The sequence below is a fragment of the Pseudomonas sp. LBUM1652 genome, assembly GCF_059716105.1.
Window position 1 is genome coordinate 2,409,038 of sequence record NZ_CP166804.1, and the last position, 17,016, is coordinate 2,426,053.

General features: G+C 57.6%; 17 protein-coding genes and 1 tRNA gene. 9 read left to right on the top strand and 9 right to left on the bottom strand.

Going from position 1 to position 17,016, the window contains the following annotated elements; genetic code table 11:
* Positions 1 to 31: 31 nt before the first annotated feature.
* Complete coding sequence (locus ACA069_RS10980; protein WP_497617490.1) at positions 32 to 445, bottom strand: aegerolysin family protein; 414 nt, start codon at positions 443 to 445, stop codon at positions 32 to 34.
* Positions 446 to 829: 384 nt separating this feature from the next.
* Here ACA069_RS10980 and ACA069_RS10985 point away from each other — a divergent pair, with 384 nt between their 5' ends.
* The gene (locus ACA069_RS10985; protein WP_497617492.1) at positions 830 to 1,033 is read left to right on the top strand and encodes a hypothetical protein; all 204 of its coding nucleotides are present in this window, start codon (positions 830 to 832) and stop codon (positions 1,031 to 1,033) included.
* A 151-nt stretch (positions 1,034 to 1,184) separates the two neighbouring features.
* On the opposite strand, the gene ACA069_RS10990 is transcribed toward ACA069_RS10985, so the two are convergent.
* A complete protein-coding gene (locus ACA069_RS10990) occupies positions 1,185 to 1,394 on the bottom strand; it encodes a hypothetical protein (RefSeq protein ID WP_497617494.1) in 210 nt (69 codons plus the stop codon).
* 125 nt (positions 1,395 to 1,519) lie between these two features.
* Between ACA069_RS10990 and ACA069_RS10995 the strand changes: the two genes are divergently transcribed.
* A tRNA-OTHER gene (locus tag ACA069_RS10995) sits at positions 1,520 to 1,638 on the top strand.
* 168 nt (positions 1,639 to 1,806) lie between these two features.
* Here ACA069_RS10995 and ACA069_RS11000 read toward each other — a convergent pair.
* Both ACA069_RS11000 and ACA069_RS11005 read right to left on the bottom strand, forming a co-directional pair.
* A complete protein-coding gene (locus ACA069_RS11000; RefSeq protein ID WP_187676970.1) occupies positions 1,807 to 2,022 on the bottom strand; it encodes a hypothetical protein in 216 nt (71 codons plus the stop codon).
* A gap of 133 nt (positions 2,023 to 2,155) precedes the next feature.
* The gene (locus ACA069_RS11005; RefSeq protein ID WP_401265853.1) at positions 2,156 to 2,434 is read right to left on the bottom strand and encodes a hypothetical protein; all 279 of its coding nucleotides are present in this window, start codon (positions 2,432 to 2,434) and stop codon (positions 2,156 to 2,158) included.
* A 231-nt stretch (positions 2,435 to 2,665) separates the two neighbouring features.
* On the opposite strand from ACA069_RS11005, the gene ACA069_RS11010 reads away from it, so the two are divergent.
* The 3 genes from ACA069_RS11010 (at position 2,666) to ACA069_RS11020 (ending at position 5,470) form a co-directional block, all read left to right on the top strand.
* On the top strand, positions 2,666 to 2,995 hold the full coding sequence (locus ACA069_RS11010) for a hypothetical protein (RefSeq protein ID WP_401265850.1): 330 nt from the start codon (positions 2,666 to 2,668) through the stop codon (positions 2,993 to 2,995).
* 84 nt (positions 2,996 to 3,079) lie between these two features.
* Positions 3,080 to 3,538, top strand: coding sequence for an anti-virulence regulator CigR family protein (locus tag ACA069_RS11015; protein ID WP_187677107.1), 459 nt, complete (start codon positions 3,080 to 3,082; stop codon positions 3,536 to 3,538).
* A 120-nt stretch (positions 3,539 to 3,658) separates the two neighbouring features.
* Positions 3,659 to 5,470 carry an ABC transporter ATP-binding protein gene (locus ACA069_RS11020; RefSeq protein ID WP_489880842.1) on the top strand — a complete coding sequence of 604 codons (1,812 nt, stop codon included), beginning with the start codon at positions 3,659 to 3,661 and terminating at the stop codon, positions 5,468 to 5,470.
* Here ACA069_RS11020 and ACA069_RS11025 read toward each other — a convergent pair.
* The 3 genes from ACA069_RS11025 to ACA069_RS11035 all read right to left on the bottom strand — a co-directional run bounded on the left by ACA069_RS11025 (position 5,467) and on the right by ACA069_RS11035 (position 8,774).
* Complete coding sequence (locus ACA069_RS11025; RefSeq protein ID WP_497617497.1) at positions 5,467 to 6,411, bottom strand: alpha/beta hydrolase; 945 nt, start codon at positions 6,409 to 6,411, stop codon at positions 5,467 to 5,469. The genes ACA069_RS11020 and ACA069_RS11025 overlap by 4 nt on opposite strands.
* A gap of 112 nt (positions 6,412 to 6,523) precedes the next feature.
* Positions 6,524 to 7,522: an NAD(P)H-quinone oxidoreductase gene (locus ACA069_RS11030; RefSeq protein ID WP_497617499.1), complete on the bottom strand. Its 999-nt coding sequence runs from the start codon at positions 7,520 to 7,522 to the stop codon at positions 6,524 to 6,526.
* Positions 7,523 to 7,583: 61 nt separating this feature from the next.
* Positions 7,584 to 8,774, bottom strand: coding sequence for a YbfB/YjiJ family MFS transporter (locus ACA069_RS11035; RefSeq protein ID WP_497617501.1), 1,191 nt, complete (start codon positions 8,772 to 8,774; stop codon positions 7,584 to 7,586).
* Between the two features lie 111 nt (positions 8,775 to 8,885).
* Here ACA069_RS11035 and ACA069_RS11040 point away from each other — a divergent pair, with 111 nt between their 5' ends.
* Positions 8,886 to 9,761 carry a LysR family transcriptional regulator gene (locus tag ACA069_RS11040; RefSeq protein WP_497617503.1) on the top strand — a complete coding sequence of 292 codons (876 nt, stop codon included), beginning with the start codon at positions 8,886 to 8,888 and terminating at the stop codon, positions 9,759 to 9,761.
* Positions 9,762 to 9,943: 182 nt separating this feature from the next.
* A complete protein-coding gene (locus tag ACA069_RS11045; protein WP_497617505.1) occupies positions 9,944 to 10,420 on the top strand; it encodes a hypothetical protein in 477 nt (158 codons plus the stop codon).
* Between the two features lie 50 nt (positions 10,421 to 10,470).
* Here ACA069_RS11045 and ACA069_RS11050 read toward each other — a convergent pair whose 3' ends face one another.
* Positions 10,471 to 11,193, bottom strand: a complete 723-nt coding sequence (locus tag ACA069_RS11050) for a pirin family protein (protein WP_497617507.1) — start codon at positions 11,191 to 11,193, stop codon at positions 10,471 to 10,473.
* A 220-nt stretch (positions 11,194 to 11,413) separates the two neighbouring features.
* Between ACA069_RS11050 and ACA069_RS11055 the strand changes: the two genes are divergently transcribed.
* Entirely contained in the window at positions 11,414 to 12,364 is a 951-nt protein-coding gene (locus ACA069_RS11055) for a GlxA family transcriptional regulator (RefSeq protein WP_497617509.1), read from the top strand.
* Positions 12,365 to 12,454: 90 nt separating this feature from the next.
* Entirely contained in the window at positions 12,455 to 13,924 is a 1,470-nt protein-coding gene (locus ACA069_RS11060; RefSeq protein WP_497617511.1) for an ATP-binding protein, read from the top strand.
* On the opposite strand, the gene ACA069_RS11065 is transcribed toward ACA069_RS11060, so the two are convergent.
* Positions 13,889 to 16,699 (bottom strand): ATP-binding protein, encoded by a 2,811-nt coding sequence (locus tag ACA069_RS11065; RefSeq protein WP_489880836.1) that lies wholly within the window; start codon positions 16,697 to 16,699, stop codon positions 13,889 to 13,891. The two genes, ACA069_RS11060 and ACA069_RS11065, sit on opposite strands and share 36 nt — an antisense overlap.
* Positions 16,700 to 17,016 lie beyond the last annotated feature (317 nt).

Genomic DNA, 17,016 nt, shown 5'->3' on the forward strand with positions numbered 1-17,016 from the left:
GCTATAGTCCGTTGATAGCTGTTCATAATCATTACTCTTCTATTTCATACCCAAATTTCATTACTACGGATAGAGTTGTGCCGCCGTCGGCCGTAGGTGTTTGTGCTTGCCAAACAATATTTCCATCTGGGTTGTCCTGCGCATTATCATCGCTTGTGCTAGGGACGCATGTGTTTTCCTGTCCTGATGCCCACGGTACATTCCATGAGGCTTTTACCCATCTGTCATTTTGGCCATAGATGGAATAAGTAATAGAACCCTCCGTTCCAGATGATGTATTGTCCCTGCCTTGAGCGACTAAAACTTGAATTGTTGTTTTTGGCGGGACTTGAGCTACAGGACCAGATTCTACTCTTCCCCAGTCAAAATTTATGTCTTTATATATAAGGGTTTTTGTTTTGGAGTCATTAATAATGGTCAGGTAAAATTTTTCAGCTGCGCCCATGATGAAATCTCCAGTTGCATTAGAATGAATGGCTGTTTTTTTCTATTGCGTGTTTTAAGAAGTGCTAATGGCTACGAAGTCATGATGGGTTCCTCCTCCCTGGAGATGCTATTTAATGTTGATGCTGCAATCCATTTTTCTCATAACAATGTCTATCATTTTTGATCAGGTAAAATAACAACCTATTGCGCTGTCTGAAGAGTTGTGTTTGTAGGTGTATTGTTCTGGTTTTGATGGCGTTGGTTTGAATATAAGTGCGTAAGTAAGTTTTTGTTTGTGAGCTTGTTAAATGCGTTTCAGGTGGCCTTTGGTAAATAAAGATGTTCCTGAGGCCACAGAAGACGTGCGCTTGCTTGGAGGTTGTTTTGTGAGCAGGAGGTCAAAATGGCAGCCAAGCATAATGACGCTTTACTTGAGGCGAATTTTCTTGCGGAAGACATATTCTTGCTCCTTTTAAAAGGCGTTTGGCTCATGGTGAAAATCCACAACGAGGTGAATAACCAGACTCGTCGCTTTTTTAATCCATCCAAACTTTGCCAGTATTACTCCATTTGCACTATATCTTGGGTTTTTCAACAAGCCCACTGAACTATAGAACCGAATATTTAACTGTCAAAGCTGGCGGGTTGGAGCTGGGAAGAGATAGACGAACGGTAGGATAGTCCAGTATGGGGGGATGATGAGCGAGAGCTACACCATCAAGCCGGACCAGCCCTCGTCAGTAGCCTGCAAGTAGCGATCACTTCGGCGTCATAAGCACTGCGAGGGTCATCCTGATGAACTCTTCGTTCTTGTCGATTGCCCATAGGGCGCCGCGGACGTTCTCCGCGACGTCGGCGGATCCGCGCTGCTCGACCCAGTTGGATAGCTCCATGATTGCGGCTTCCAAGGCGAGTTGGTTTTCGTTGATCTTGAATAGAAGGGAAGGGAGTAGGTCTGAGTTCGGCATTTGGTTTCCTCTGTGGAGGAAACCAGAGTAGCAGGGGGATTGTTCAGTCGGCAGGACGCCGGGGGAGGGAGTGCGCAAAACCTCCTCTGGAGGCCGCGTGTTTTAGTTTGCATAAGCACAAAAAACGGGATGGTTTGCTACCTTCAAAAAGGGCTGTTATCCTTATAAAACAATAGCTTGTGACGATACAGTCCCCAGCATGGGGTGCTAGGGGTCGAGTGTTCGAATCACTCCGTCCCGACCATATAATTCAATGACTTAGGCCAAAGTTCACAGCATTGGCCTTTTTCATGTATGTGATTTTTGCGGGACTTGTTCGAACGTAGGCTTTATCACTACGAATCTGCGCAAATGGATTGCGGTTGCCCGATATTTCTCCGTCGGTGCCGCGCAGTCGAGCGTTCTCGATAAATCAGCTATTTTTTGCGTTTAGCTTGCGAAGCTCTTCGTAGGTCGCGGATTGAACGAACCAGAAGCCTGAGATGATGCACCAGCTCAAAGTGCCGATGACGAAGGTGCTGATGGCTGCGAGAAAACTCTGGCTCAGCATTACCAGTGCAGCAATCCAGATGACTGCCAGTGCAATGTAGAGAACGGTGTTGTTGACGCTGATAACGAAGTCTTTCATGTGCATTCCTTGGATAGATTTTCCTCTGGTTACCCTTCATGGGATTCCAGTGGCGGCATCATATTGCCATCGCACCAGGCTTCGCTAGTCGCTAATAGGGAAAGACTCGATATCAGTAATGCTGTTTAGGTGATTACTGATCGGGTTTTTTCTCGATATCTTCCGAGTCACTCGACGTCGCCGCATCTTTTTCAGTTTCATGGGCTTGCGCACCCGCATTTCCCCCTGAAGACTCCTCTCCCTTTTTGTTCGCCTTCTCATCATTGGCGCGCGTGCTTTTCGATTGATTGACGCCCGGCAGGGCATTCGGTGGCGCGGCGGAGTCAGCGCTGGTTTTCTCTGTTGCCAAGGCGCATGCCGGCCCGATGAGCAACAGACTGGCAAACGATACCGCCATAATTTTCTTGTTCATCATCCAAGCCTTCCACGCGATGGGGTGTACTGCGTTGGAATTGTGAGTCGGGAAAAGGTGCGCGGCGATAGACGAGTGGTAGTAATTACCGACTTGCAACCCGCGTCATTTGGCTGAGCCTTTGGCTTGGCGAGTTGTCGCCAGATATTGGCAAAAAGCGGCAAATTGCTGGCCCCCGAGTTGTCCTTTCATCGTCAAACTCGCCTTTTTTCAAAAGGTTAGGTTGGCTATATGCGGACGATTGTCATAACCGTTGCAACGCTTTCCCTGGCTGTCTTTGCCTCGGGAGTACAGGCAAAAGAGTTAAGCAAAAGCCATCGTTTCGCCTGTACCTGGGGCTCGGATATCGCCGCAGGAGCGCAGCGATCCAAGCTCTCAGGGATGTCTTTGTATGGCGCGCGTAAACAATTGCAGGTACGTCGATTTCAGCAGCCATGGATGCGCATGACTGCAATGGGGATTACCGAACAGACCTACAACAGCAGCTCAAAGCTCAAACCGGCGGCGGTCAAGCAGACCTACTACGAGCAGTGCGTGCGACATGAACTGGCCCAGCGATAGACGGGGACTACTCGACATCCAGAACCAATTGGCCAATCGCGGTCTACAGTTCAGTGGATGATCCCACTGTCTGAGAGTACGGATATGTTCAGATCAACTCGATGGGTTGCAGGTTTGATGTCACTTGTTCTGGCCGCCGGCTCGTCGGTGGCGCTGGCCGATCCCGGTAACGGTAAAGGGCAGGGCAACGGTAAAGGCAATCCTCACAATTCCCAGGGCCAGGGCCAAGGGAACAAAGGCAAAAATGCGGGGCGTGACGATTGGAGTCATGGCCCGGCTGTCGACCGAGGTAATGTGATCGGTGTGATTGGCGGCTATCGCGACTACTGGAGCCCAGGCCCTGCGCTGCCTCCGGGCATCCAGAAAAACCTGGCTCGCGGCAAGCCGCTGCCGCCGGGTATCGCGAAAAAACTCGACAATCGCCTGCTTGGCCACCTCCCGCGCTATGACGGCTACGAATGGCAGCAGGCGGGTACGGATTTGATTCTGGTCGCTCTCGCCACGGGGCTTATCTATGAAGTGCTCAATGGTGCCTTTGATTGATTGCAATTAAGTCATCAGCCCAACCTTTTCAGGTTGGGCTTTTTAATACCTTGAAGAAGTCGTAGCAGGAGCAGCGGAGTACCATGTCGCGCTCTATTCACCTGCCGAGCTCATTGTCCCATGCCTGCATTTTCCCGCGTCACTTCGTTACTCGACCAGGCGCAGCGCGCCTTGCGATTGGTCTGGGGGACGTCGCGCGGTTTGTTTCTGGGGTTGGTGCTGGCGACATTGATTGCAGGTGTTCTGCCGGCACTCGCGGCATGGTTGGGGCAGCGGATTGTCGATGCAGTGGTCGCAGCCATGCAGTTGCACGCGCAGCAGGGGGATGCGCCGTTATGGCCGGTGTTGCGTTATGTGCTGCTGGAGGCGGGTGTGCTGGCGTTGCTGTCCGCTACACAACGGGCGTTGTCGGTGCAGCAGTCGTTGTTGCGGGTGCAGTTGGGGCAGAAGGTCAACACGTTGATTCTGGAGAAAGCTCAGACTCTGTCATTGGTGCAGTTCGAGAACTCTGAGTTCTACGACAAACTGGTGCGCGTGCGCCGCGAAGCCTCGACACGGCCACTGGCGTTGGTCATGAAGTCGCTGGGGCTGATCCAGAACCTGATCATGCTGATCAGCTTCGGTGTGCTGCTGGTGCATTTTTCCCCGTGGGCATTGGTGCTGCTGGTGATCGGTGCGTTGCCGGTGTTCTTCGCCGAGGCGCATTTTTCCGGTGATGCTTTTCGGCTGTTCACCCGTCGCGCGCCGGAGAGCCGCCAGCAGAGTTACATCGAAACCCTGCTGTCCCACGAGGCCTACATCAAAGAGGTCAAGCTCTTCGGTTTCGCTCCGCTGCTGTTGCAACGCTATCGCGACACCTTCGCCAAACTCTATGCCGAAGACCGGCGACTGACGTTACGCCGCGATAGTTGGGGTTTCGGTCTCGGCTTGCTGGGCACGGCGGCATTTTACGTGGCGTACGCCTGGGTGGTGATCGATGCGGTGCATGGCAATATCAGCCTGGGTCAGATGACCATGTACCTGGTGCTGTTCAAACAGGGGCAAAGTGCAGTCAGTAGCAGTCTGAGCGCAATCAGTGGTTTGTACGAAGATGGCCTGTACCTCACGAGTCTTTATGAATACCTGGCCGAGCCGGTTCTCGCCGACAGCGGTCACCTGACTGCCGGCGCACGACCGGGCGATGGGTTGCGCTTCGAAAACGTCGGTTTCCGTTACCCCGGTGCAAGTCGTGCGGCACTGGAGGGCATTGACTTGCATCTGGTGCCGGGCAAGAGCATGGCGCTGGTCGGGGAAAACGGCTCAGGCAAGACCACGCTGATCAAGTTGCTGACCCGGCTCTACCGTCCCGATCAAGGGCGGATTCTGCTTGATGGCAGCGATTTGCAGGATTGGGAGGAAACCACGTTACGGCAGCGCATTGGCGTGATTTTCCAGGATTACATCCGCTACCAGTTCAGCGTTGGAGAAAACATCGGCGTCGGCGACACGCTTGCGTTCAACGATCAACAGCGCTGGAAAGAGGCCGCAGCCGAAGGCATGGCAGCGCCCTTTATCGAAGCCCTTGACCGTGGTTATGCGACACAACTGGGGCGTTGGTTTGCCGGTGGTCAGGAGTTGTCTGGCGGGCAATGGCAGAAAATTGCCTTGTCCCGGGCCTATATGCGGCGTGATGCCGACGTCCTGATCCTCGACGAACCGACGTCAGCCCTCGACCCGGCGGCAGAGGCGGCAGTGTTCGAGCATTTCAGCCAACACACGGATGGCCGGATGACCTTGCTGATCTCGCACCGTTTTTCCAGTGTGCGCAATGCTGATCACATCATCGTCTTGGAGCAGGGCCGGATACTCGAGCAGGGCAGCCACGAAGATCTGATCGCCGTTGCAGGGCATTACGCCCAACTGTTCGATTTGCAGGCCCGCGGCTATCGCTAGGAGTCCCGTGCGCTGCGCAGCGCCGCTGGCCCGGCAATCCGCGGAGCAGGTTTGGTCTGCATCAACGCATCTATTGCCTTGCGATAATTCTGTCCGCCCAGCGCCATGCTGTTGTTGTGCGTGGCTCCCGGTATCAGCAGCAGGCGCTTGGGTTGTTGCGCGGCGTTGAACAGTTGCTCACTGAAGCGCGACGGCACGAAAGCATCTGCCAGACCATGCACCACCAACAGCGGCATATGAATATCGGCGATCTTGTCGACGGAATCGAATTTCTGCGACAGCAGCCAGCGCACCGGTAGCGAGGTGTTGGCCACGGCGGCAGCGACATCCGCCAGCGACGTGAACGTCGACTCGATCACCAGACCGCGCACCGGTAGCGGCAAGTGACTGCGGGTGGCGTCCTGACCGAGTTCGGCCGCCAGATCGATCGCCACAGCGCCCCCGAGGGAATGACCGTAAATCAGGCGTTTTTGCGGATCCGGTTGCAGCAGTTTGAAACGCTCCCAGGCCACCCGGGCATCTTCGTAAACGCTACTTTCCGATGGCAGATCACCCTTGCTCTTGCCGAACCCCCGGTAATCGATGGCCAGTACCGAGTAGCCCGCCGCGCGCAATTGCTCGATGCGGAACAACTGCCCGGTGAGGTTCCAGCGCACGCCGTGCAGATAGAGAATCGCCGGTGCGTTGGCTTTTTCCGCCGGCCACCACCAGGCATGAATGTTTTGCCCGGCCTTGAAACTCTTCGGTTGCAGATCGAGTTCCTGCACGCTGCCGGGCAGGCCGCGATACCAGCCGGCCGTGCCCGGTTCGATGCGAAACAGCAGTTTGCGTTCGGTATGTTCCAGCACGGCACAACTCGTCGGCACGCCGATAATCAAGGCGGCCATGCAGGCAAACGCCAAGCGGCGACGGCGCAGACGAGTCATGAAGGAAAGGAACATTAAACGTTTCACCACGGCGCAGACAGAGAACGCTTTTTACCAGATGCCTCGGTCTGCGCGCGATATTTTCGACCACCGTGCATGCGCAACGATTACAAAATGCTGCAACGGCTCAGTCGACCCGCAGCACAATCTTGCCGATATGGTCGCCGGCTTCCATGTGCGCATGGGCCTGCGCTGCGTCGGAGAGTGAGTAAACCTTGTCGATCATCGGCAGGCAGCGTCCGGCGTTCAGTGCTGGCCAAACGTGCTCGCGCAATGCGTCGGCGATGGCGGCTTTCTCCGCAGTGGTTCGCGCACGTAGCAGCGACCCGGTGACCACCGCGCGTTTGCCGAGGATTGCCAGCAGGTCCACGTCGTTGGCCTTGGCGCCGCCCAGAAAACCGAGCATTACCAACCGCCCGTCCATCGCCAGGGCGCTAACGTTACCGTTGAAGTACGAGCCGCCCATGATGTCGAGAATCACATTCACACCCCGGCCAGCAGTTTTTTCGGCGACGACTTCAGTAAAATTTTGATCGCGATAGTTGATCGCCTCGCCACCCAGTTCACGAATCGCCGCACATTTTTCAGGGCTGCCGGCGGTGGCGAAGGCTTCGATGCCGAATTCGCGGCAGAGCATCAGAGCAGTGGTACCGATGCCGCTGGTGCCGCCATGAATCAATACACGTTGCCCCCGGCTGGCGCCGCCGAGGCTGAACAGATTGGCCCATACGGTAAAGAAGGTTTCCGGGATCGCGGCGGCCTGCACCCAGTCGAGGCCATCGGGAATTGGCAACGTCTGGCCCGCCGGGACTGTGCAATATTCGGCATACCCTCCGCCATTGGTCAGCGCACAAACCTTGTCGCCCACGGCAAACTGGCTGACTCCGGCGCCGAGCGCCACCACTTCACCCGCGACTTCCAGGCCGGGAATCGGGTTCATGCCGGGTTTCATCGGGTATTTGCCGGCACGCTGCAAGGCGTCCGGGCGGTTGATTCCGGCGGCATGCACACGGATCAGCACTTCACCTGCTGCTGCCACCGGTAGCGGCACGCGTTTGGCTTGCAGGACATCAGGGCCGCCGGGTTCAGTGATTTCGATTCGGGTCATTTCGTTGGGTAAGGACATGTCGATTCCTGTTGCTAGAGGTTCTGTAGATCGGAGCACGGCCCGCAGGCAATGATTCCCTTCAATTTGCGCAATAGCGTTGTTCAGTCGAAGAGGGCAGCCATTTCAGGGCCTGCTCCAGCAAAAGCGCCACTGTAATCGCGCCGGCAGCGATCACGAACAGCAATGCATGATGGCCGCCCGTGGCATTGAGCAACGCCGAATAGGCAAACCCGGCCAGCGCCTGAAACGTGGCAAACGATACGGTGGCGCGGCTCCAGGCGATTTGTTGGCGATGATGATTCGGCACCAACTCATGCACGCGAGCCAGGGCCAGTGGCACGATGCCGGGTGGGAATGAACCGATAATCACTGCCAGCACGGCCAGCGCCATAAATGATTGGGAAATCGCCAACAGCCCCAGCGCAATCGCCTGCACCGCCAATACCAGTCGGATGCCCATCCGTGCGCCAAGCCGATCCGCCAGAAAGCCATAACTCACCGGCCCGACGATTGCACCCAGGCCATACATGACCCACACCAGTGCGCCAATATGCGCCCCGGCACCGAGCCCGCGAGCCACGTAATCCACCAGGAACACCATGGCCGGCACCAAACCTGCGGCCATAAACGCGTACTGGGCGAACAGCAGATAGACAGCGGGCGGCGTTGGCTCAACGGCCGCAACCTCGTGGGTCGCAGTCGGGTGCGGTAAATCGGAAGGCCAGCCAAACCAGCTCAGTGCCGTCAGCAACAACGACAATCCGCCCAGCCCCAACCAGGTGGCTTGCAGGCCAAGGCTCAACAGCGGCGGCACGATTGTCCCGGAACCGGCAATCCCCAGACCGATGCCTAGAAAAATCGCTCCACTGGCCAGCCCTTTGCGGGACGCTGGCACATGAGGCAGTACGGTCGCCGCCACCAGCACCATGATCGCGCCACCCGTAATCCCCGAGAGCAAACGCCAGCCAAAGAACCAACTGACTGATATCGGAAACGCACAGGCAAAAAACGCGGCGGTGACCAGCAGCATCATCAGTCGCAGGGCGTTTTTATTACCGAGTTGCCGCGCTATAGGCCGGCCGAGCAGGGCGCCGATCAGATAGCCGACCAGATTGGCCGCGCCGAGGTAGACCACATCGTTGGCGGAAAACCACTGCGCCTGAATCAGCGAGGGAATCAGCGGTGTGTAGGCAAAACGCGCCAGGCCGATGCTGACCAGGCTGGCGCAGAGTCCCGCGAAGATCGGTAACGCTGAGGTTGATGTACGCATGACAGCAATCCTGAGGAAGGTTTATGGCGCTCAGCATATCGGCTATCTTTGCTGCGTTAATGCAGCGATTTGGCTTTATTGTGATGCAGATTTGCATCGGGCGGGAACAGAATGAATTGGGACGATGCAAGGGTTTTTCTCGCGGTATGTCGGGAGTCGACATTACGCGGCGCGGCGCGGTTACTGGGCGTGGATCAGGCCACCGTCGGGCGACGGATCACGGCGCTGGAAAAGTCCCTGAGCGCGACGTTGTTCCTGCGCACGTCCGACGGTTATGCGCTGACGGCGGTCGGCGAAGCGGCGTTCAAAAGCGTTGAGAAAATGGAGCACTCGGCGCTGGAGCTGGAGCGGCAGATTCAGGGGCTGGATGATCGCCTGACCGGTATCGTGCGCGTCAGCACCACCGATTCGCTGGCCATCGACTTCCTGATCCCGGCCATCGCCCGTCTGCACGAGCAACACCCGGACGTGCGCGTGCAACTGGATGCCTCCACGCAGATCCTCAGCCTGGCCAAGCGCGAGGCGGATATCGCCGTGCGCAACACCCGGCCTGACAATCCGGACCTCATCGCCCGGCGGATTGCCCGCTGGCCGGTGGGATTGTTCGCGTCACAGGCGTATATCGACGCCAAGGGCGCTCCACCGCAGGGAACGGCGTTCGAAGGCCATGACCTGGTGGTCTACCAGCCGTATTTGCAGACGAACAAAGACATGACGCTGGTTTCCGAACCGCTGCATCGCGGGCGGATTGTCGCCAGCCTGAGTTCCAGTCTGTTGGTGCGCCGCTCGATTGCGGCGGGTCTGGGTGTAGGAGAAATCCCGGTGTATATGGGCGAGCGTGACGGCCTGATCAGGCTTTGGCCGGAGCGCAATCGTCCGCAACCGTATGAGGTGTGGCTGGTGACCCACGCGGACTTGCGCCATACCGCGCGGGTTCGGGCAGTGATTGAACAGATTGTCGAGGCATTTGCGCTGGAGAATGAGTGACGGCTTAAAGCGCTTTGGAGAAGCTACGTCGTCTGACGAAACGCCCTACATCCACAGCAGAATCTGCCGGCTTGTGGGCTTGGGAGACCGGCCCTATTGTTGATGTGACTCGCAGCAACAGAAAATTCGCTTGTGAGTGATGCGCCAGGGAAGGTATCGGTAACCCAAGGAAGGGAATCGGATTGAACGCCAGGGAATTTGAGCAATATCAAAGCACCATCACATTGAGCAAAGGGCATAACATTCAAGCCATGAACGCTATCAGTCGTGAAGAATTCAACGCCAGGATCGAGACCATTGAGGCAAGAATGGATGCTCGGGTCGAATCTGTGTCAGCGAAAATCGAGGGGTTTCTGGATGTTCAGCTCGAGCGAGACAAGGCGCTGCTCGACCGCTACAACTCCATTTCTGCAAATGTGCAGCAGATCGCTCTAGAGTCAAAAGAGGCGGTCCGACAGGCCTCTACGATCAAGGCGAATTATTGGGCTTCAACCGCTGTGTATTTTCTCGGGATCGTCGGCATAGTCGTGGCGACTTACTACGCCAATCAAGCCAACGTCTATGTAGCGATTCAAACGACTTTGTCGGCGGTTCAAGCAGGCAAGGACACCCATCCGCCTAAACCTGCCGTGTCGCCACTACCGAGCACGCCACAATAAAGAACGGCCTTCAAATGAAGGCCGTTCTTGTGGGCGTTGAAACCCATGCCTCATGGCATTTGCGGCAATTCCTGAGGCCGCAGATCAAACACCAATACCTCGGCATCCACGCCGTTGCTCAAGGTCAGCGCCTGTTCCTCGCGAACCCGCACGCCGTCACCTTCCTGCAACAACTGGCCATTGAGTTCGACGCTACCGCGTGCCACATGCACGTAGGCGTAACGGTTGGCTCGCAGCTTCAGGGTGGCACTCTCTTTGCCGTCGAACAGTCCGGCATAGACCCGCGCATCCTGGCGCACTGTCAGCGAACCATCGCTACCGTCCGGCGAGATGATCAGTTGCAGACGACCGCGTTTTTTCTGCGCGCTGAAGTGCTCCTGCTGGTAGCGCGGTTTGGCGCCGCCGACGTCCGGCACAATCCATATTTGCAGGAAGTGCACAGGCTTGGTGGCCGAATGGTTGAACTCACTGTGCGCCACGCCGCTGCCGGCGCTCATCAGTTGTACGTCGCCTGGGCGGATTACCGAGCCTGTACCCAGGGTGTCTTTATGTTCCAGCGCACCTTCAAGCACGTAGGAAAAGATCTCCATGTCGCGATGCGGGTGTTGGCCGAAACCCTTGCCGGCGGCAACGCGGTCATCGTTGATCACCAGCAGGTCGGAAAAACCCTGTTCACGCGGATCGCGGTAGCTGGCAAAGGAAAAGGTGTGGAACGACTTCAACCAGCCATGATTGGCGAGGCCACGATCGGAGGCTTTGCGAAGAGTCAGCATGATGAAATCTCCTTGGGGGACGTGAATTCGTCCGAGTGAGGAGAAGGTTACTGTTTACTCTTAAAGGCAATAAGTAGATGAAAATTGAAATACTGTCCTGTTTTGGTTGACAGTTGTGTGCGGTCGATCACGTATTTTTTTCCGACGACTGCGCCGCAGTTGGCCATAATGCTCAGCCTGTCTTGTCCGTTTACCCTTCTTTATCAGTGATGTTTACCTCATGAAAACCGTGGCAATGGTGTTGTTCCCCGACTTTCTTCTGCTCGATATGGCTGGGCCGCTGGAGGTGTTTTCGGTGGCCAATCGCTATTTGAAACCGGAGTTGCACTATCAACTGACCACCCTTGGCACCGAGCGCGGCCCGTTACGGGCATCCAATGGTGTGCTGGTACACACCGACCGGCATATAGAAGATGCCCCTGAGCGCTACGACTTGCTGCTGGTGCCGGGAGGGCCGGGGGCTTACAACGAAAGACACCCGGCGCTGCTTGCCTGGCTGAAAGCAGCCGTACCCTGTGCCGAGCGATACGGTTCGATCTGCACTGGCGCCTTCGTGCTCGGACATGCGGGGTTGATCGACGGCTATCGGGTGACTACCCACTGGAACTACACCGAACGCTTGATCAAGGCTTTTCCGAAGGCTAGCGTCGCAACCGATCAGATTTTCATCGAGGATCGCAATCTCATCACCTCAGGCGGGGTCACGGCGGGCATCGACATGGCGCTGGCATTGGTCGCCCAGGATCACGGCAAGAAGCTGGCCCAAGACGTCGCCAAAGTGTTGCTGGTGGTGATGAAGCGTCAGGGCGGACAGGCTCAGTTCAGCCCTTTGATGGCAGCGGTCGCCCCTCTGGAAACACCGGTCACCCGAGTACAGAATTACGTGCTGGAGCACCTCGACGAAGCTTTCAGCGTCGAGCGCATGGCGGGGTTGGCCAACATGAGTGCGCGGCACTTTGCGCGGATTTTTGCCCGCGACATCAATATGACACCCATGGAGTTCCTGCAAAGTGCACGCATCGACTGCGCACGAAATCTGCTGGAAACCAGTGATCTGCCTTTGAAAACCGTGGCCTACAAGAGCGGTTTTGGCAGTGTGCGGCACATGCGCCTGTTGTTCGCTGAAAAACTCGGCCTGACCCCCGTGCAGTACCGCGAACAGTTCAGCTAGAGCGGTTCTGTCCGTTACGCGCACCCGGATGTCCGTGATGCGCCCTGTACGGAGGTTGTGCCGTCATCGCAGGCTGCCAAGATAGTTGGCATGAACAGCCTCAACGATTTGAACCAGGCGACCGTGCTGCATTTCGGCCCCTACGCCTTTCATCTGCGCCAACGGCTGATCCTCGAAGGGGATCGGCCACTGCGCATGGGCGGGCGTGCGCTGGACATTCTGCAGGTGCTGGTCGAGCGCGCAGGTCGAGTAGTCAGAAAGGAAGAGTTGATTGCGCGGGTCTGGCCCACGTCGGTGGTTGAGGAGATCAATCTTCGCGTACACATTGCTGCCCTGCGACGGGCCCTCGGTGATGGTGAGAACGGCCAACGCTACATCGTCAACGTGCCGCAATGCGGCTACTGTTTCGTTGCTCCGGTGCACGGCGACAGTACCGCGCAAGTGGCCCTGGAAAACCTCCAGGCACCGCAACACAACTTGCCTGTGCGGCTGACGCCGGTTACCGGTCGCGACTCAGTGGTGGGCTCGATGGTACGGCAATTGCCGCTGTGCCGGTTGATGACCGTGACGGGGCCTGCGGGTGTCGGTAAAACCACGGTGGCGTTGCGCGCTGCGGAATTGCTGTTACAGCACTTTCGTGACGGGGTATGGCTGGTGGATCTGGCGGTAGTCAACGACCCTACGCCACTGCTCGATCATCTGTTGCAAACCCTTGATACCGATCTTGTCACGCTGTCTGCCCGCCACACGTTGTTGGTGCTGGACAACTGCGAGCACCTGCGCGAAGCCTGCAAGGCTTTGGTTGAACGTTTATTGGAGGCCGCGCCAAGGCTGTCGATTCTCGCCACCAGTCGTGAAGCATTGCAGGCCAGTCTGGAGACGGTGCAGATCCTGCCGCCGCTGGTCATTCCAAAATCCTCGGCGTTGAGCAGTGTCGAGGAGACCATGGGCTATTCGGCAGTGCAGTTGTTTGTCAGTCGTGCTCGTGCCCGGCAGCAGGGTTTTACCCTGCGCGAACAGGATCTCCATGCCGTGCGTGACATCTGTCGACGACTCGACGGGCTGCCGTTGGCGATTGAACTGGCGGCGGCGCACATCGATGCGTTGGCGATGGTCGGGTTGCAGTCACAGCTCGACAATTGTCTGCAATTGCTCAGTCATGGCCGGCGTACGGCCGTGCCCCGCCATCAAACCTTGAAAGCTGCGCTGGACTGGAGTTATCAGCACCTGAGCGATCAGGAACAACGGGTGCTGCAACGCCTGTCAGTGTTCAAAATGGCGTTTGCCATTGATGCCGCGATGGGGGTGATCAGTTGCGCGCAATTACCACCGTCGACGCTGGCCTTGATAATTGAGCGGTTGGCGCAGAAGTCCTTGCTGACGGTGGAGCGGGGCAGTGCCGGGGTGCGCTATCGCATGCTCAACACGACCCGTCGTTATGCCCGCGAGCAACTGGAGCGCAGTGGTGAGTCCAGCGACTACGTGCGCCGGCATGCGCGCCACGTCAGTCGCAGTCGTTTGGCTTCAGGTTCGCAGTTGACCGCCCAACTCGTCGAGTAACACGCGCACCTTGCGCAAGTCCGGTGTCGCGTAGCCTTCGGTGAAGCGTTGGTATATCGGACTCAACAGGTCCAGCGCTTCGCGATAGCGGTTCTGCCGTTGCCACAGTTGGGCCAGCGATGTGGCACTGCGCAATTCCCAGGCCAGAGCGCCTTGGGTTTGAGCGATCAACAGCGCTTGGCGCAATACATCTTCTGCTTGCTGAGTGTTGTTGGTTTTAGGGCAACCCGATTCTTCATTCAACAATCGATCCGCCCGAGCGCGCAAAATTTCTGCCGCGCTCCAGCCTGCTGCACCGCTCTGTGCCCGTTCAAGCAACGCATCATCAACAAAGCCACTGTCCAGCGTCACCATGATTTCCCTGATCAGGCCGCTGTCATCGGTTGGCATCGGCGCGGCGGTATCGGCGTCGATGACCTGCGCGTAGTGCCGTGCCCATCGATAGAACAGCAGTACCGAATGCTTCTGTGCCTGCTCCAGCAACAGATTCAGCAAAGCACGGGCGTTTTGCTGGTCTCCGTTGTAATGAGCGATCAGGCAACTGGCCAACGCCAGGGTGTAGCAGATCGAGGTGCCGTGATTGATTTGCACGGCGATGTCCAGTGCCTGCCGTGCCGTACGCCAGGCTTGTTCCGGGAAGCCTTGCAGCCATAACACCCGGGCGAGCACCGTCAATGAGGCGACGCTTTGGTCGTACTGCACGCCGAAGCCATGGGTGAAGCGGTTGAGATTACCGCTTTGCGCCATGCGCTGAATAACTTGCTCTGCATGCAGGCGCGCCTGCGGCTGGTCGCCGGCGTAATGCAGCGCCAATACTCGCAAGCGATGCGTGCTCAGCGACAGTAGCGGATCGCCGTGCACGCCGAGTCGATCGAACTGTTCGCTCTGTTCCAGCGCCAGTCGATAGTGGCCACAGCTGAGGTTGACCGCCATGTGCCCGGACACCGCGCGCAGTTGCCCGGCTACATCGTCAAGTTCCTGCGCCAGCGCGTGGGCGTCGACGAAGGCCGCGATGGTTTCCGGGGTGCCGCCCCAGGTGTGGTAGCAGGCGCTGCCGAGCGCCAGTTTCAAGGCGATTTTCACCCGAGGGCAAGCCTCATCAGCGTTTTCGAGCAGGGCCAGCGCCTGACGCACGTAACCACCGTATTCCTTGAGTAGCGACAGCTCTTGCCACAGCGGTGCCGAGGTCGCGGCCAGATAAATCCCTACATCATTGGGGCCGACACCGTTCAGGCTCCAGTCCAGCGCCGCGCGCAAGTCTTCCAGGCCGCGTGCATAACGCTCGATCCAGAGGTCGGTTGGGGTGTTTTCCCAATCGGTCTGCCCCTGATACATAAGTGCCAGGCAGCGTTCAGCGTGGCGTTCGCGGGTTTCGGCGAGTTCGGCGCACTGGTCGAGCTTTTCCAGGGCATAACGGCGCGTGGTATCGAGTAGCCGGTAGAACACCTCTTCATCACCGACTTCGACGTTGAGCAACGACTTGGCGACCAGTTGCGTGATCGAGCCAAACACTTCGCCGGGCTTGATGTGCTGGCCACCGATCACGGCAGCGGCGGACTCCAGCGTGAAGCCGCCACGAAACACGCCGAGTCGGCGCAGGCAAGTCTGTTCGCAATCGGTGAGCAGGTTGAAGCTCCAGTCCAGCGTGGCACGCAGAGTGAGATGACGCTCCACACTGCTTTGATTGCCGGCGGCCAATGCCGGCAAGCGGCCCTGCAACTGGCTCAACAAACCATTGAGACCCAGTTCGGCGACCTGTGCCGCCGCCAGCTCCAGCGCCAGCGGAATACCGTCCAGACGACGGCAGATTTCAATGGCATCGGGCAACTCGGCGTCGCTGAGTTCGAAGCCCTCATGAGCCGCCAGTGCGCGTTCGGCAAACAGTTGCAGTGCAGAAAAACTCAACGCCTGTACGCGATCAAGCACGGCAATCGGCGGCGGGTAATCAAGGGACTCAAGACGCTGCACATACTCGCCTTCGGCACGCAGGCTCTCGCGGCTGGTGGCCAGAATGTGGACCTGTGGCGCACCGCGCAAAATGCTCTCGCCGATCAGCGCCACGGCGTCGATCAGGTGTTCGCAATTGTCGATCACCAGCAGCATCTGGCGCTCGCGCAGGGCGTTGACCAGACTGGTCAGCGGCTCGTTGTCATGCAGTAGCACATCAAGCAGGGCCGCCAGGTGCGAGCAGATCATTCGCGCGTCGTTGATGGGCGACAGATCCAGCAGCCGAATACCGTCCCGATAGTGGCCGATCATCTGTTCGGCAACGCGCAGGGCCACGGTGGTTTTACCGATACCGCCGGGGCCGACCAGCGTTATGCAGCGCTGGCGCGGCAACTGCCTGATCAGGCTGTCGACCAGCGGCTGCCGGCCGATCATTCGCGTGCGGCGCAACGGCAGGTTATGCCGCGTACCGGTCTCGGCGCAGGTGGGTTGTTCGATCAATTGCAGCACGAGCGGTGCGACAAAACTGTAGCCGCGCTGTGCCACGGTGACGATGTATCGCTGTCCGGCCTGACCATCGCCGAGTGCTTTGCGTAGGGCCGCCATGTGAACCCGCAGGTTGATGTCTTCCACGACGCTGTCCGGCCAGACCCCGGCGATCAATTGCTGCTTGCTCACGACTTCGCCGGCATGCGCCAGCAGGATCAGCAGAATGTCCATGGCGCGTCGGCCCAGGCGCAACGGCTGGTCGCCCTCAAGCACCAGCCGTTGTCCAGGATGAATCCGATAGGGGCCGAAACCGATGGCCTGATTCGGGGAAAGACTCAACCGCTCACTCCTGCGAAATTCTTGTCATCCTGCCCCAGGCTTGTGAAGCCTCCGTGAAGGGCAGGGCGGATCAGGGCGTCAGTTGCACGCAAGCCTTCTAATCCGCAGTTTGCGGACATATTCCTCAGGTTCTGGCGCCAGTGCAACGTGCAGATTGCCGTCAACACTCGAAACGCTATGGCGTAACTTCCGTTTTTACACACGGCAATGCCCAAATCACCGCTCTGTGCCACGGACAATTAACAACGATTAACTCGTCTGCGTCCGCTCCAGCCTCAAAACTCCGATCAAACAAGTTCAACCTCAGGCACAGACCT